At 64.8% G+C, this 13,882-nt stretch carries 12 protein-coding genes and 1 pseudogene; 2 read left to right on the top strand and 11 right to left on the bottom strand.

Translation table 11 applies throughout. The features are described from left to right. Window positions 1-95 precede the first annotated feature (95 nt). The 3 genes and pseudogenes from GGD61_RS07700 to GGD61_RS07690 form a co-directional block, all read right to left on the bottom strand. A pseudogene (locus GGD61_RS07700) lies at window positions 96-2,248 on the bottom strand (methyl-accepting chemotaxis protein). Window positions 2,249-2,414: 166 nt separating this feature from the next. Further along, the gene (locus GGD61_RS07695; protein WP_092255990.1) at window positions 2,415-3,140 is read right to left on the bottom strand and encodes an outer membrane protein; all 726 of its coding nucleotides are present in this window, start codon (window positions 3,138-3,140) and stop codon (window positions 2,415-2,417) included. Window positions 3,141-3,364: 224 nt separating this feature from the next. Beyond that, window positions 3,365-3,685, bottom strand: a complete 321-nt coding sequence (locus tag GGD61_RS07690) for a hypothetical protein (RefSeq protein WP_092255788.1) — start codon at window positions 3,683-3,685, stop codon at window positions 3,365-3,367. A 208-nt stretch (window positions 3,686-3,893) separates the two neighbouring features. Here GGD61_RS07690 and GGD61_RS07685 point away from each other — a divergent pair, with 208 nt between their 5' ends. Then, entirely contained in the window at window positions 3,894-4,181 is a 288-nt protein-coding gene (locus GGD61_RS07685) for a hypothetical protein (RefSeq protein WP_177237079.1), read from the top strand. Window positions 4,182-4,188: 7 nt separating this feature from the next. Here GGD61_RS07685 and GGD61_RS07680 read toward each other — a convergent pair whose 3' ends face one another. From GGD61_RS07680 to GGD61_RS07650, 7 genes are all read right to left on the bottom strand, one after another. After that, a complete protein-coding gene (locus GGD61_RS07680) occupies window positions 4,189-5,127 on the bottom strand; it encodes an AEC family transporter (RefSeq protein ID WP_092255782.1) in 939 nt (312 codons plus the stop codon). Between the two features lie 159 nt (window positions 5,128-5,286). Continuing rightward, window positions 5,287-5,496 (bottom strand): hypothetical protein, encoded by a 210-nt coding sequence (locus GGD61_RS07675; RefSeq protein ID WP_018316320.1) that lies wholly within the window; start codon window positions 5,494-5,496, stop codon window positions 5,287-5,289. Continuing rightward, the gene (locus tag GGD61_RS07670) at window positions 5,493-5,669 is read right to left on the bottom strand and encodes a hypothetical protein (RefSeq protein WP_018316319.1); all 177 of its coding nucleotides are present in this window, start codon (window positions 5,667-5,669) and stop codon (window positions 5,493-5,495) included. The genes GGD61_RS07675 and GGD61_RS07670 overlap by 4 nt, the downstream gene beginning before the upstream one ends. A gap of 375 nt (window positions 5,670-6,044) precedes the next feature. Beyond that, window positions 6,045-7,664 (bottom strand): ABC transporter ATP-binding protein, encoded by a 1,620-nt coding sequence (locus GGD61_RS07665; RefSeq protein ID WP_177237078.1) that lies wholly within the window; start codon window positions 7,662-7,664, stop codon window positions 6,045-6,047. 2 nt (window positions 7,665-7,666) lie between these two features. After that, the gene (locus GGD61_RS07660) at window positions 7,667-8,506 is read right to left on the bottom strand and encodes an ABC transporter permease (protein WP_143109043.1); all 840 of its coding nucleotides are present in this window, start codon (window positions 8,504-8,506) and stop codon (window positions 7,667-7,669) included. Continuing rightward, complete coding sequence (locus GGD61_RS07655) at window positions 8,503-9,474, bottom strand: ABC transporter permease (protein ID WP_092255776.1); 972 nt, start codon at window positions 9,472-9,474, stop codon at window positions 8,503-8,505. The genes GGD61_RS07660 and GGD61_RS07655 overlap by 4 nt, the downstream gene beginning before the upstream one ends. Window positions 9,475-9,744: 270 nt before the next feature. Further along, window positions 9,745-11,295: an ABC transporter substrate-binding protein gene (locus GGD61_RS07650; protein ID WP_183230471.1), complete on the bottom strand. Its 1,551-nt coding sequence runs from the start codon at window positions 11,293-11,295 to the stop codon at window positions 9,745-9,747. Window positions 11,296-11,778: 483 nt separating this feature from the next. Here GGD61_RS07650 and irr point away from each other — a divergent pair, with 483 nt between their 5' ends. Then, window positions 11,779-12,264 (top strand): Fur family transcriptional regulator Irr, encoded by a 486-nt coding sequence (gene irr, locus GGD61_RS07645; RefSeq protein WP_092255770.1) that lies wholly within the window; start codon window positions 11,779-11,781, stop codon window positions 12,262-12,264. 21 nt (window positions 12,265-12,285) lie between these two features. Here irr and GGD61_RS07640 read toward each other — a convergent pair whose 3' ends face one another. After that, window positions 12,286-13,833, bottom strand: coding sequence for a winged helix-turn-helix domain-containing tetratricopeptide repeat protein (locus tag GGD61_RS07640; RefSeq protein WP_092255766.1), 1,548 nt, complete (start codon window positions 13,831-13,833; stop codon window positions 12,286-12,288). Window positions 13,834-13,882: the final 49 nt, after the last annotated feature.

Genomic DNA, 13,882 nt, shown 5'->3' with positions numbered 1-13,882 from the left:
CGGAGCGCGAACTCAGGTGCGCTGTTGCGCACCCGAGAATCTGGAGATTGTTGCGAGATTCCGGGTTCGCCTCTTCGAGGCGCCCCGGAATGACGTCAGGCCGCCCGCATGTTGTTGAGGAACGCGTCGATCTCTCCGCGCAGCATGTCGGCTTCGCGTCGGAGCGCGTCGGAGGCGCCCAGCACTTCGTTTGCCGCGGCGCCGGCTTCGGCCGAGGCGGTGGAGACGCCGACGATGTTGCTGGAGACTTCGCTGGTGCCGCCGGCGGCATGCTGGATGTTGCGCGCGATCTCGCGGGTGGCGGCGCCCTGCTCCTCGACTGCGGCTGCGATCGTTGTGGTCACGTTGTCGATCTCGCCGATGATCCGGCCGATGCCCTGGATGGCGCCGACCGCCGATGTCGTGATCTCCTGCATGCTGGCGATCTGGGTGCGGATTTCCTCCGTGGCCTTGGCGGTCTGGCTCGCGAGGCTCTTCACTTCGGAGGCGACCACCGCGAAGCCGCGGCCGGCCTCGCCCGCGCGCGCCGCCTCGATGGTGGCGTTGAGCGCGAGCAGATTGGTCTGCGAGGCGATGGTCTGGATCAGGTCGACCACGACGCTGATGCGGCTCGCGCTGTCGGCAAGGCTCTGCACCGTGGTGTCGGTGGCGCCGGCCTCGTCGACCGCCTTCTTGGCGATTGCGGCCGAGGTCACGACCTGCTTGCTGATCTCCTCGATCGAGGACGACAGCTGCTCGGTGCCTGACGACACGGTCTGCACGTTGACCGAGGTCTCCTCGGCGGCGGAGGCGACCGCGTTGACCAGCGCGTTGGACTGGTCGGCGGTGGTCGACATGCTCTGCGCGGTCGATTGCATCGAATTGGCCGACTGCGCCAGATTGTCGAGCGCGGAGCGCACCGTGCTTTCGAATTCGGCGATCTTCGCTTCCATGCGCGCGGCCCGCTCGGCCTTGGCGACACGGTCCTTGTCCTGCTCGGCGGCGAGTGCCCGGGCTTCGATCATGCTGTCGCGGAACACGGTCAGCGTTTCCTTCATCACGCCGATCTCGTCGTTCTGCCGGGAGCGGACGATCTCGGTGTCGAGGTCGCCGGCCGACAGCAGCTGCATGGCGCGCTGAAGCTCACGGATGCGGCGCAGGATGTTGCGGCCGACATAGAGCCAGACGAACAGCGCCGAGCCGACCAGCATCAAGGCACCAAGGGCCAGCATCACGGTCGTCGCGAGCGAGGTCTCCTGCTGCGCCTGCGAGGTCGAGGCGTTGGTCTCCTTCTGCACGCCGTCGACGAGCTGCTGCACGCTGATGCCGAGGCCGACATTGAGCTTGCGGGTCTCGTCCAGGATGGTCTGGCCGTAGTCGACGGAGTCGAGCTCCTTCTCACGCGATTGAACACGCCGGTCTTGCCGGTGCCGAGCGCCATCAGCTTCTCCGCCGTCTCGCGCAGCATCTTGTTGCCCTGATTGTCCGGCAACAGATCGAGGTTGGACCGCAGGCGTCCCTGTGCCGTCTTGAATTCCTTCTGGATGTCGTCGAGCTTGTCGCTGGTGTTCGCCGACAGTGCCGCACTCATGTTGGCGGCCGCGCGATTGCCGCTGGCGACGACGTTGCCGAGCTGGCCGACGGTCTGCGCGGCATCGTTGGCATCTGCGGCGGACAGGTCGGCCGAGCCGAGAATGGCGTTGACCCGGGTCTGCGCGTCGAGCATCACCGGACTGGCCGCGCCGACGAAGGCGCCCTGGGCGCTGCGAAGCGCGTCATATTGCTTGTCATGGAGGGCGGCGATATCGAGCCGCTCGCGGGCCGCCTTGGCGAGGCTCTGCGCCGCCTCGTTGATGCTCTTCATCGTCTCGCTGAGTCCGGAGACGACGGTCTTGTCGCCGCCGAGCCCGATGATCTCGGTGAGCTTCTGCTGGGTCTGCTCCTGCAGCTCCTTGAGCTTCTTGGTGCGCTCGTTCAGGGCTTCCTCGGTTTGAGCCGCGAGCAGGGCAGGTCCCTGTGCCGCTAGGCTGGCGCTGAGGGCCGACAATTGCAGGCTGGCAGTGAGGCGCGGAATATCCCGCCCGCTCAGCTCGGTCATCCGTCCGCCGAGATTCTGCAGCGCCAGGCCGGCGCCGGCTGCGATCACGAGGCCCATGCCCGCGATCACTGCAAAGGCCGCGAACAGGCTGCCGCGCACGCCCCAGGTCGGCATTTTGAAACGAGGCCGCATCCGGCCAAGTGAGCCGCCAAGGCTGAAACGGATCGCCATCGAAATTCCCCCAACGTTCTTGCTTCTGTTTGCGGCCGGCAGTATCCGCACCGCCGGTTAAAAATTCGCAATCTCCCCAAACGGTTGCGCGTGTTCCGCAGGGCGAAAAAAAGAAGGGCCGGCGAAATCGCCGGCCCTTCCGTCCTGGTAAGGTTGTGGTAACCGATCAGTAGCGCGCGACGGCCGGGCTTGCCCAGTTGAAGCGGTAGTTGACGCCCGCCTTGATGGTGTGGTCGTCGGTCGTGAAGCTGCCGGTGCCCGCGAGCGGGCCGCCGGTGAAGCTCGAGTCGCCGAAATTGTAGTACTGGTACTCGGCCTTGGCCGACCAGTTCGGGGCGAACATGTATTCGAGGCCGGCGCCGACCGTGTAGCCGTTGCGGTGATCGCCGGTGATGACGAACGCGGTCGGCACGCCGCCGACCGTCACCTTCTCGTTGTTGTCCGAATAGGCGTAGCCGCCCTTCACATAGACGAGGCCGGGGCCCCAGGTGTAGCCGACGCGGCCGGTGATCGAGCCGAGGCCACGCTGGTCGTTGGTATATGCGATGCCGCCCGGAAACACGGCACCGACGCTGCCGGAGAGCCAGGAATACTGGCCCTCGACGCCGACCACGAAGTTCGGGTGGAACTGCCAGTCCCCACCAACCTGCACGCCGCCGAGGAAACGGCCATTGCCGTTGTTGCCGGTGGAAAGGCCGTTGAAATTGTTGTCGCTGGAGAACGCGCCGCCGATATGGCCGCCGATGTAGAAGCCGGTCCAGTTGTAGATCGGCGCGGCATAGGCCGGCGCGGGCGTCTTGTAATAGTTGCGGTTGCCGAGATCGGCGCCGACGGCCGGTGCAGCAGCGCCCATCACGAGCAGCGCAACGGTCGCAAACAGAATCTTCTTCATCGTCTTGAACTCCGACACTTAAGGTCCCCGGCAGGCGCGCTTTCCGCGCCGCGTTGGTTTTGCAGATAGCTCGCTTTTGACGAAAATGCTGTCACATGCATGGCACAGCGAGACCCAACCTAACTTATTGGGCTGCAAATGAATTTCGTGCTTAATGCCGGCTTAAGAAGTGGTGAAGGAAGGCTTAACCTCGCAGCCCTTCGGTAACCTCTCGGCGTCCTTCGTTAACCGAGACGCCGTCGCGCCTCATCGCGCATCTGCGCGCGGAACGCCGCGCGCTTCGCGGGCCGGTCTTCCTCGCGCACGTCATGTCGATCGAAGATGTCGAACTTCTCCAGGATCGGGTAGCGCTCGCTCGCCATCGCAAGCACGCGCAGCACCTTGGTCGCCTCCGGCGTCGGGCCGCTCACCTCCCAGCGCCGGATGGTGTCACTGCCGCCTTTCTCCGGCAATCCGCAGAGCTTTGCCATGTCGGCCGCCGTGAGCTTCCGCTCGAGGACATCGGAGAGGTCGGCGCGGAGTTGCTTCAGTTCGGGCCCGGTCATGTCGCCTCAATACGCGAAGTCGCTAAGGGCAATGCACTAGCGCTGATTCGGGTCCATCCGAAGGCGGGCATGATTCGTCCGAAGCGGAGGTGACGAACGCACTGCTTCGGCACATTCGCCAGCACACGGAGTTATGAATTTGTGCCTATGGACATCGTGCGATCAATGAACACATGGCACAAGGGCCCCAGCGATCGAGGGATCAGCCATGACAAGCATCAAACTCGCCATTGCCGCGCTCATCACGACCGGGCTGCTTGCCGCGCCCTTTGCGGCTGAAGCGAAGAAGGCGCGGTCGAGCCGACATTACAGCACGGGCGTGGTGGCCCCAACCTATGGCGGCGCCGGGGCGCCCACTGCTGTGCAGCCGCGGGCGTCCTACGGCTCGTCCGGCCAGACGGTCGGAACGGTCACGGCACCGTCGGTCGGATCTTACAATTGGCCCTCGGTCGGCGTGACCAACTCGGCGCCCACCTGGAGCAACACCACGAGATAAGTGCGGGTTAGCGCGTGCCGGTCGCCAGACCCGAGAGAAGGTATAGCGCGACCAGCAATGTCGCTACCGACAGCATCGTCGTGACCGAGACCGTGGCCGCGACCAGTTTCTCCTCGACCTTGTGTTCGTGCGCCAGCACGTACACCGTCTTCGCCGTGGGCACGGCGGCGCATATCACGGCGGCGACGGTGTAGAGCGCGTTGAGGCCGGTGACCACACAAAGTCCGTAGACGATCAGCGGCATGATCACGAGCTTCACGAGCGCGAGCGCGAACGATGCCTTCAGGTTGGAGCGCAGGCCCTCGACCGAAAGGCCGAGCCCGATGGCAAACAGTGCGCAGGGCGTGAGCGCGGCGGCGACCATATTGAGGTAGGCGGCAACCGGCGCCGGAATCGGCAGGCCCGTAATCGCCCAGACGAGACCGCAAAGCGTCGACAGCACCATCGGATTGAGCAGGATCTGCTTCGCGAGGCCGGCGGACTGCGCGGACGATCCGCGTGCGTCCCTTTCCAGCAGGATGACCGTGATCGGAAACATCACGGCCGCGACGAATACTGTCGCTACCGCAGCAGGCAGGACGGCGGGCTGGCCGTAGATCGCGTGCAGGATCGGCAGCGCCACGAAGCCGGTATTGGTCATCGCCGCCGCCATGCCATGAATCGTGCTGCTGGCGAGATCATGCTTTCCGCGGGCGCGGACCACCAGGAAGACCAGCGCAAAGCAGACGAGGGAGCCGCCGCCGAACGCGAGCAGGAAACGCCATTCCAGCAGATTGCCCGCAGGCTCCTGCGCGATGGTGACGATCAATAGCGCAGGCATTGCCACGTTGTAGGCGAAATGCACCAGCGCGTCGGCGAGCGAGCGGGAGAGATAGCCGAGCTCGCCGGCCAGCCAGCCGGTGACGATGATCGCGAATACGGGAAGAACGAGGCTCGCGACTTCCATGCGGATCCCCCCTTGCTGCCAATGGCCGCAACGAGAGGTTACCCCGGCAATGGAGTGTCGTCACTGCTTTGGTCGAGCCGTGGCCCCCGGCCAAGAGCTCCCTTCAGTCGAGACCGTCATGGCCGGGCGGGCGCGCCGATCGAACGCGGCCGTCAGACGCTAGATGCCCCGGCCGGCCTGTTGACCGATCACGCAGCGCCACGCAGCCAGCCGCTCGGCTGGATGCTGGTTCATCCAGTCGGCGAGCTGCGGCGCGCCCATCAGGCAGGACTGCACCGAAACCTGCGCGAAATCCGAGGTGGTGACGACCTGCTCGTGACAATTGGTCGGGGAGGCAAGGCTGCAAAGCACGGCGATGATCTTGATCACGACAGGTTACCCCCGTCGCGGCCGATATATGCACGGCCCATCGCGGCCTTATCCTGGCCTTCGCTGGCCGGGTCGGTCGGCGGGAAGATACTGTCGTAGATGGCGCGCGCCTCCTGGATGAGACGTGCTCGCTCGCGCTCGGACTTGGAGACAAATCGAATGACTTCGCCCATGTTGGCTCCGAATATCAGTTGGCAAATCCCGTCATCAGATGACGGCTATCATTTCATCGTCATCTATGACGCCGTCTTCGGCTTTGAAGCGGTGTCGCCGATCACGAATGAGTAAAAAGCGCGTGAGCGCACTCCGGAATCCCAACGTCTCCCGTGCCTTTGATGCGCCGGGTTGAGAGACCGCTCACCAGCTCACATCCGTCGCGCGGCTTTCTGGAGCCGCGCGCGCGAATGCTGGTGTCGACTTGCTCCTTGCGCTCATCGGCAAGGATATTCTCGTCAAGAAAATTCTTCTGGACCGAATATGTTTCACCTCAGGCCGCGTGCAAGTTTTTGGAACAATCCCGGAATTCGGCGACTCGATGCGATCGATCGTCACGCCGCCGGCGCGCGCTCTTTACGTCCCGGCACCGCCGCCAGCAGCTCGCGCGTATAGGCATGCTCCGGCGCGGCAAACAGCTGCGCGGTCGGCTTCAGCTCGACGATGGCGCCGCGCTGCATCACCGCGATGCGGTCGCAGATCTGGGCGGCGACGCGTAAGTCGTGAGTGATGAACAGCATAGAGAGACCGAGACGGGTCTTGAGGTCTTCGAGCAGCCGCAAGACCTGCGCCTGCACGGAGACGTCGAGTGCGGAGACGGCCTCATCTGCAACGATGATCTCGGGCTCGAGTGCGAGCGCGCGCGCAATGCCGATGCGCTGGCGCTGGCCGCCAGAGAATTCATGCGGATAGCGCTCGAGTGCGCCGGCATCCAGGCCCACCATCTTGAGGAGGTCGCGGGCACGGTCGAACGCGACCTTGGCATCAAGGCCGGCCGCGATCGGGCCGTCGGCGATGATGTGGCCGATCTTGCGGCGCGGATTGAGCGAAGCGAACGGATCCTGAAAGATCATCTGGATGCGATGGCGCTCGGCACGCAGCGCCTTGCCGGAAAGAGAAGTAAGATCGGTCTCACCGATCCGCACCGTGCCGCGGTCGGCCTCGATCAGCCGCATCACCAGGCGCGCCACCGACGATTTGCCGGAGCCGGATTCGCCGACAAGGCCGAGCGTCTCGCCCTTGAGGATGTTGAAATTGACCGCGCGCGCGGCATCGACGCGGCGGTCCTCGCGAAACCAGCCGCCCGAGGTGATATAGGTCTTGTCGAGCCCGATTACCTCGACCGCCCTGGCCTGATCGTCGAGCGGCTCGCGCGCCGGCGGGTCCATCGAGGGCACCGCGGCGAGCAGCGCCTTGGTGTAGTCGTGCTGCGGCGCGTTGAAGATCGTCGCGGCTGGACCTTCCTCGACGACCTTGCCGTGCCGGAGCACGACGACCTGGTCGGCGATGTCGGCGACCACGCCGAAATCGTGGGTAATGAACATCACCGCCATGTTGCGGTTGCGCTGGAGGTTGCGGATCAGCTTGAGGATCTGCGCCTGGGTGGTGACGTCGAGCGCGGTGGTCGGCTCGTCCGCGACCAGAACGGCTGGTTCGAGCGCGAGCGCCATCGCGATCATGGCACGCTGGCGCTGACCGCCGGAGAGCTGGTGCGGATAGGCACGCACGATTCTTTCAGGGTCGGGCAGGCCGACTTCCCGTGCCAAAGCGAGCGCTCGCGCGCGCCGCTCCCTCGGCGTCAGCAGGCCGTGCGCCTCGAACATCTCCGCCATCTGGTCGCCGATCCGCATCAACGGATTGAGTGCGGTCATCGGCTCCTGGAAGATCATCGCCAGACGGCGGCCGCGCAGATCGCGCCAGCCGTCGTCGTCGAGCTTGAGCAGGTCGCGTCCTTCGAACTGGATCTCGCCGGCGGCCACCGAGACCGTATCGGGCAACAGGCCCATCAGCGCATGCGCGCACATCGACTTGCCGGAGCCGGACTCGCCGACGATGCAGACGATCTTGCCGGGCCGGAAATCGAGCGAGACGCCGTCGACGGCGAAGGGACGCTCGGCGCCTTTGGGCAGGGCAATTCGCAGGTTCTTGATGGAGACGGCGGGCGGGGCGGTCATTGTCAGCGTCCCTCCCGCGACAGGCGCGGATTGAGCGCGTCGTTGAGGCCTTCGCCGATCAAATTGAGCCCGAGCACGGAGATCAGGATGGCGACGCCGGGAAACACGGTGATCCACCAGGCCTGGCGGATCACGGTGCGGCCGGCGCCGACCATGTAGCCCCAGGAGATCAGATTGGGATCGCCGAGGCCGAGGAAGGACAGCGAGGATTCCAGGAGGATCGCGGTCGCCACCATCAGCGAGGCCAGCACGATCACGGGCGACAGTGCGTTCGGCAGGATTTCGCGCATAATGATCCAGGTGTTGCTTTGGCCGGTGACCACGGCCGCCTGGACATATTCCCGCGTGCGCAGCGACAGCACCTCCCCGCGCACGAGGCGGGCGACCGGCGGCCAGCTCACCAGCGCGATCGAGGTCACGATCGAATAGATCGAGGGCTGCAGGATCGCGACCAGCACGATCGCGAGCGCGAAGCTCGGAATGGTCTGGAAGAACTCGGTGAAGCGCATCAGGGCGTCATCGACCCTGCCGCCGAAATAGCCGGCCATGGCGCCGATGGGAACGCCGACGATCAGCGCGACCAGCGTGGAGACGAGGCCGACAAGCAGCGAGACGCGCGCGCCAAAAATCATGCCGGCGAACACGTCGCGGCCGAGCGCGTCGGTGCCGAGCGGCACGGTGGAGAGCGTGAACGGCGGCAGGAACGGCCGCTGCACCATGCGCCATGGCGAGTTCGGGAACAGCATCGGTCCGAACAACGCGACCGAGATCGCGAGAACCAGGATGATGAGCCCGATGACGCCGCTCGGGCTGCGCAGCATCGATTTCCAGAACTGTTTCATGAGGCGAATTCGATGCGCGGGTCGACCAGGCGATAGACCAGGTCGGTGATGAGGTTGAAGATCAGGACCATGGCGGAGCAGATCACGAAGACGCCGAGCAGCAGATTGTAGTCCCGTTGCAACAGCGCGTCGTACATCAGGCGCCCGATCCCGGGCCAGGCGAACACGGTCTCGGTGATGACGGCGCCGCCGATCAGCGTTCCCGAATGCACGCCGGCCAGCGTCACGACGGGCAGCAGCGCGTTGCGCAGCACGTGGCGGCGCTGGATCACGGCGTCGGAGAGGCCCTTGGCGCGCGCGGTCTTGACGAAATCGAGCCGCTTCACCTCCAGCATCGAGGCGCGCGTCATGCGGGTATAGGTCGCCATGAAGAACAGGCCGAGCGTCATCGCCGGCATGATCAGGTGTTTTGCGACGTCCACCGCGTGGGCGAAGCCGGTCAGATTGGCGCCGACCGTCTCGTAACCAAAACTCGGCAACCAATCCATGGTGACCGAGAACAGCAGGATGCCCATCAACGCCACCCAGAAGATCGGCATGGCGTAGAAGATCAGTGCGAACACGGTGATGGCGGTGTCGAGGAAGGTCCCGGCAAAGCGCGCGGCGAAGGTGCCGAACAGGATGCCGAGCGCGAGCGAGATCGCGAATGCGGTCAGCGTCAACAGCAGCGTCGCCGGCAGCCGTTCGCCGATCAGCTTTGCGACCGGTGCCTGCTGGCGGAAGGAGAAGCCGAGGTCGAGGGTGACAACGCCTTTGACATAGAGGAAGAGTTGTTCCGGCAACGGCTTGTCGAGCCCGAATTTCTCCCTGAGCTGATTGACGAAGATCTGATCACTGGCCCCGGCCTCGCCCGCCATCACCACCGCGGGGTCGCCGGGCGCAAGCCGGATCAGGAAGAAATTGAGGACGACGATCGCAAGCAGGACGATCACGCCCTTCAGGACACGCTGAGCGATAAAGGAGAGCATACTTAGAGCGACGCTTGTTTGACGAGAGTGTCGCCGCAGCGACGGTGCGCTCCCTCTCCCGCTTGCGGGGGAGGGTAGGGGTGGGGGTGTTTCCGCAGAGAAGGTCCCCGAGTGGAGAGAGCCCTCACCCGCCGCGCTTGGGACGATGCTTCGCATCGCCCGACGCGCGTCGACCTCCCCCGCAAGCGGGAGAGGTGCACCTTTTCGGTGGCTCGGACGGCAATCATTCGGCGAAAGCTACAGCACGAGAGATCAGACGCGAAGCGCCCGTCACTTGTCGAGCCATGCGTCCTTGAAGCCGTCATTGACCCCGATTCCCGTTGTGATCAGGTTCTTGACATTGCAACGGGTGATGGTCGGGAACTGCAGCTCGAGCATCCAGGCCACCGGCACGTCCTCGACCAGGATCTTCTGCGCCTTCTCGTAGATCTCCTTGCGCTTGGAGTCGGGGGTCGCGACCGCGCCGTCGGCGAACAGCTTGTCGATCTCGGGGTTGGAATAGCCCTCGACGTTGTTGAACATCTGGCCCTTGGCGATGGCGCTGGAGACGTAGTTGCGGCCGACGCCGAGCGCGGGATCGCCGTACTGGTAGAGATAGGTGAAGGCGATGTCGTAGTCCCAGTCGCCGATCTTCTGGTTGCCGCCGGCGACGTCGGTGGCAATGGTCTCGATGTTGATGCCGACGTCCTGGAGGTTCTGCTTCACCGCTTCCCCCCAGCGCTGCCAGGTCTCGCCATAAGCGAGCGGCAACAGCCGGATCTTCTCGCCCTTGTAGCCGGCCTCCTTCAAGAGGGCCTTGGCCTTGGCCGGATCGTACGGATATTTTTTCACGTCGTCGGTGTAATACTTGATGGTCGAGGCGGACGGGCCGGTCGCGACCTTGCCGAGCCCGTTCCAGATCACGTCCTTGGCGAAGTCGCGATCGATCGCATACATGACCGCCTGCCGCACCCGCTTGTCCGCGAGCGGACCCTGGCGGTTGTTCAGCCACAGCCAGGCCAGCGGCGAGAAGAACTCCCAGCCGGCGCCGGTGACGCAGGTGTCCTTCAGCTTGGACAGCCGCGGCACGTCGAAATTCTCCACCGAGCCACCGGGCAGCACGTCGACCTTGCCGGTCTCATACGCCACCGAGCGCGCCGCGGCGTCGGGAATGATCTGCCAGTAGATCTCGTCGAGATAGGGTTTGCCCTTCTCGTGATAGTTCGGGTTCTTGACCAGGCGGATGAATGAGCCCTTTTGCCATTCCCTGAACATGAAGGGGCCGGTGCCGACGGGGGCGTTGTTGTAGGGATTGGTCTTCCAGTCGGTGCCTTCATAGAGATGCTTCGGCACCATCGGCATCGAGCCGACCTCGAAGATGCCGAGGAACGGACCGAACGGCTGCTTCAGCGTGAACACGACAGTGTAATCATCGGGCGCCTCGACCTTGTCGACCTGCGCGAGGTTGTTGCGGGCGCGCGCGTGGGTCTGCTTCAGCATCTCGATCGAGAACAAGACGTCCGCGGCGGTGAAGGGCTTGCCGTCATGCCAGGTGACGCCCTTCCGGAGCTTGAACGTGTAGGTCTTGGCGTCCTCGCTGACGCTCCAGCTCTCGGCGAGCTCCGGCTGCGGTTCGAGCTTCGGGCTGTAGCGCAGCAGGCCCTCGAAGATGTTGCCCGAGACCATCTGCACGGGGCCGTTCTGGACCATCGCCAGCATCAGGCCGGGCGGCTCGGGCTGGATCACCGCATTGATCACACCTCCGGTCTTCGGCTCTTGCGCCAGTGTCGGGGCCGTGAGGCCGCACGCCAGGAGGAGACCAAGCAACACTCGTTTCGGCATGTCGTATCTTTCTCAAGCGAGACCAGCCGTCAACGCCTCGCACGCCATGGCGCGCGAAACTACGGCCGCTCCATCCCAGTCCCCATCCGATATCGAGGCTCACACAGTCCCGTTCGGCGCCGCAAGATGAAAGTCGCGACAGTGCTCGCACAAAAAATGTACAGCGCGTCCTGTTTTCCGCATACCTTCGCGCGCGGCGGATCGGCCCGCTCCGGGTGATCAAGCGGCCTTACTCCTGTCGAGAGTCTACGAAGGCGTTGCACAAGCCTGCACCTGCGACCAAAAGCGTCAGGCGGTCATGATGCGCCGAGCGCCCGCCGCCAAACCGGCCAGGAATAAACCGGACCGCCTTGCGATAGGTCAGAGGCGGCCCCGCTCCGGATTTGATCCGGATCAAAGCCAGGCCGCCGCTTTTGCGATCGAATAGCAACTGGCAGGACCCGGCACTGTGCGTCCTGCTCCCCCTGAGCCGTGAGACGATCGATGGACATCCAGGCCACGAATTTCCCTGCGCATGACGATAGCGATCCTGATGTCGCCGGCCTCGAGTTGCCGCCCGATGCAGGGGTGCAGCACTGTCTGCAATTGCTCAGCGATGCCGGTCTGCGCCCGACGCGCCAGCGCCTGGCGCTCGGCCAGTTGCTGTTCCTGCGCGGTCATCGTCATGTCACCGCAGAGAGCCTGTTCGAAGAGGCAATGGCGGCGAACGCCTATCTGTCGCTCGCGACCGTCTACAACACGCTGAACCAGTTCACCGAGGCGGGCCTCTTGCGCCGGATCGCCGCCGACGGCATCAAGTCGTTCTTCGACACCGACACATCGGTGCATCCGCACTTCTATCTCGAGGGCGAGGATGTGCTGGTCGACGTTGCCGAAGGCCTCGCCTTCACCAGGATCCCCGAGGCGCTTCCCGGCCACGAGATCGCGCGGCTCGACGTCATCGTCCATTTGCGCCGCAAGCGCGCGTAGCGCCGGGGTAAGAGCAGCCGCCTAGCGCAGTCCCGCGCGCCGAAATCCTTCCAGATAGTGCTCGCGATCCCCGTCATTGGCCCACGGCAGTTGCGTCGCGATCCAGTGCAGCGAGATGTCGGGCTGGGTGCGGCGGAGCTCGCCCAGCGCCGTCTCCGCAAGCGTTCCGTCACCGGTCATGCCGGCGGAGACCGCGAGCACGCGGTAGGCGCCGGTGAGATCGCCGCGATGGCGGATCGCCTCGCGCGCCAGTGCGATGGCCTCGTCATAACGGCGTTCGGTGAAGCGCGCATAGCCGGCGATGCCGTGATAGATCGCCAGCGACGGATCGCGCGGTGACAGCCGGATCGCCCGTTGCGCGGCCTCGAACGAATCCTTGGGACGTCCGGCATAGGACAGCGCCAGCGCGTAATAACCCTGCGCCAGCGAGAAGTTCGGATTGAGCGCGAGCGCCTGCTCGAACTCGGACAGCGCGTCCCCGAGCCTGCGTGTCGAGAAGCAGACGCTGCCGAGGGCGACATGCGCCCAGGCATCCTCATGGTCGCAGCGCACCGCGGCCAGCGCGGCGGCCTCCGCCACCGGCACCACGGTGGCGAGCTCGGCCCAGCCGAGGTGCACGCCCAACATGTAATTCGCCGCCAGCACCGACAGCGCCTGACCGTAATTCGGATCGATCCCGATCGCGCGTTCGAGCAGCGTCCGTGCGGTCTCGTGATCGTGCCGGGTCACGCGCCAATAATGCGACAGCGCCCGCATCAGCAGATCCCATGCGTCCAGGCTCGCAGGTCCCTTGCGTTGGGCGCGAAAACTTTCGGCCGCGTGAATCTGCGGTTCGATCGCCGCGGCGATCGCGTTGGTGATCTCGTCCTGGACGGCGAAGACGTCGACCAGCTCGCGGTCGTAGCGCTCGGCCCATAGATGGCTGCCTGACGTGGCATCGTTGAGCTGCGCGGTGATGCGCACCCGATTGCCCGCCTTGCGCACGCTGCCTTCGACGACGTAGCGGACGCCGAGCTCCTCCGCGATCTGCCTGAGGTGGACTGCGCGCCCCTTGTAGGTGAAGGACGAGTTGCGGGCGATCACCATGAACCAGCGCTGCTTCGACAGCGCCGTGAGGATGTCCTCGCTGATCCCGTCGCCGAAATAGTCCTGAGCGGGATCGCCGCTCATGTTCTCGAAGGCGAGCACCGCGATCGCCGGGCGGTCCCCCACGCGCGACGGCGCGGGCCTGGCTTCGGCCGGCACGATCGACGCTGCCACATCTTCCCGGACCTCGCCGACGAAACGAAAGCCCTTGCGCGGAATGGTCTTGATCAGCCGCTGCGTCGCGCCGTCGTCGCCGAGCGCCTTGCGCGCTGCGTTGATCCGGCTGTTCAGCGCCGAATCCGAGATGATCCGGTCGCTCCAGATCTGGCTGATCAGGTCATCCTTACTGACCACACGCGCGCGTTGCGCGACGAGATAGAGCAAGAGATCGAACACCTGCGGCTGCAACGGCACGGCTGCCCCGCCGCAGGTCAGTTCCCGCAGGTCGCCGTCGAGCACGTTGTTTTCAAAGCGAAATCGCACGTTTCTGTCGTCTCAAGCAAAAATCAAAGTCGTCTCAGGCGAAAATCAA

Origin of the sequence: Bradyrhizobium sp. SBR1B, assembly GCF_014198205.1 — a bacterium.
GTDB lineage: Bacteria > Pseudomonadota > Alphaproteobacteria > Rhizobiales > Xanthobacteraceae > Bradyrhizobium.
Note: the sequence above shows the minus strand (reverse complement) of the source record. Positions and strands in the feature narration are given on the sequence as shown.

What these genes read in the sequence shown, in the direction of transcription:
- GGD61_RS07660 (WP_143109043.1), bottom strand. Translation starts at nt 8,506, where the DNA reads ATGAAACAGTTCTGGAAATCGATGCTGCGCAGCCCGAGCGGCGTCATC.
- GGD61_RS07650 (WP_183230471.1), bottom strand. Translation starts at nt 11,295, where the DNA reads ATGCCGAAACGAGTGTTGCTTGGTCTCCTCCTGGCGTGCGGCCTCACG.
- GGD61_RS07685 (WP_177237079.1), top strand. Translation starts at nt 3,894, where the DNA reads ATGACAAGCATCAAACTCGCCATTGCCGCGCTCATCACGACCGGGCTG.
- GGD61_RS07690 (WP_092255788.1), bottom strand. Translation starts at nt 3,685, where the DNA reads ATGACCGGGCCCGAACTGAAGCAACTCCGCGCCGACCTCTCCGATGTC.
- GGD61_RS07655 (WP_092255776.1), bottom strand. Translation starts at nt 9,474, where the DNA reads ATGCTCTCCTTTATCGCTCAGCGTGTCCTGAAGGGCGTGATCGTCCTG.
- irr (WP_092255770.1), top strand. Translation starts at nt 11,779, where the DNA reads ATGGACATCCAGGCCACGAATTTCCCTGCGCATGACGATAGCGATCCT.
- GGD61_RS07665 (WP_177237078.1), bottom strand. Translation starts at nt 7,664, where the DNA reads ATGACCGCCCCGCCCGCCGTCTCCATCAAGAACCTGCGAATTGCCCTG.
- GGD61_RS07670 (WP_018316319.1), bottom strand. Translation starts at nt 5,669, where the DNA reads ATGGGCGAAGTCATTCGATTTGTCTCCAAGTCCGAGCGCGAGCGAGCA.
- GGD61_RS07680 (WP_092255782.1), bottom strand. Translation starts at nt 5,127, where the DNA reads ATGGAAGTCGCGAGCCTCGTTCTTCCCGTATTCGCGATCATCGTCACC.
- GGD61_RS07695 (WP_092255990.1), bottom strand. Translation starts at nt 3,140, where the DNA reads ATGAAGAAGATTCTGTTTGCGACCGTTGCGCTGCTCGTGATGGGCGCT.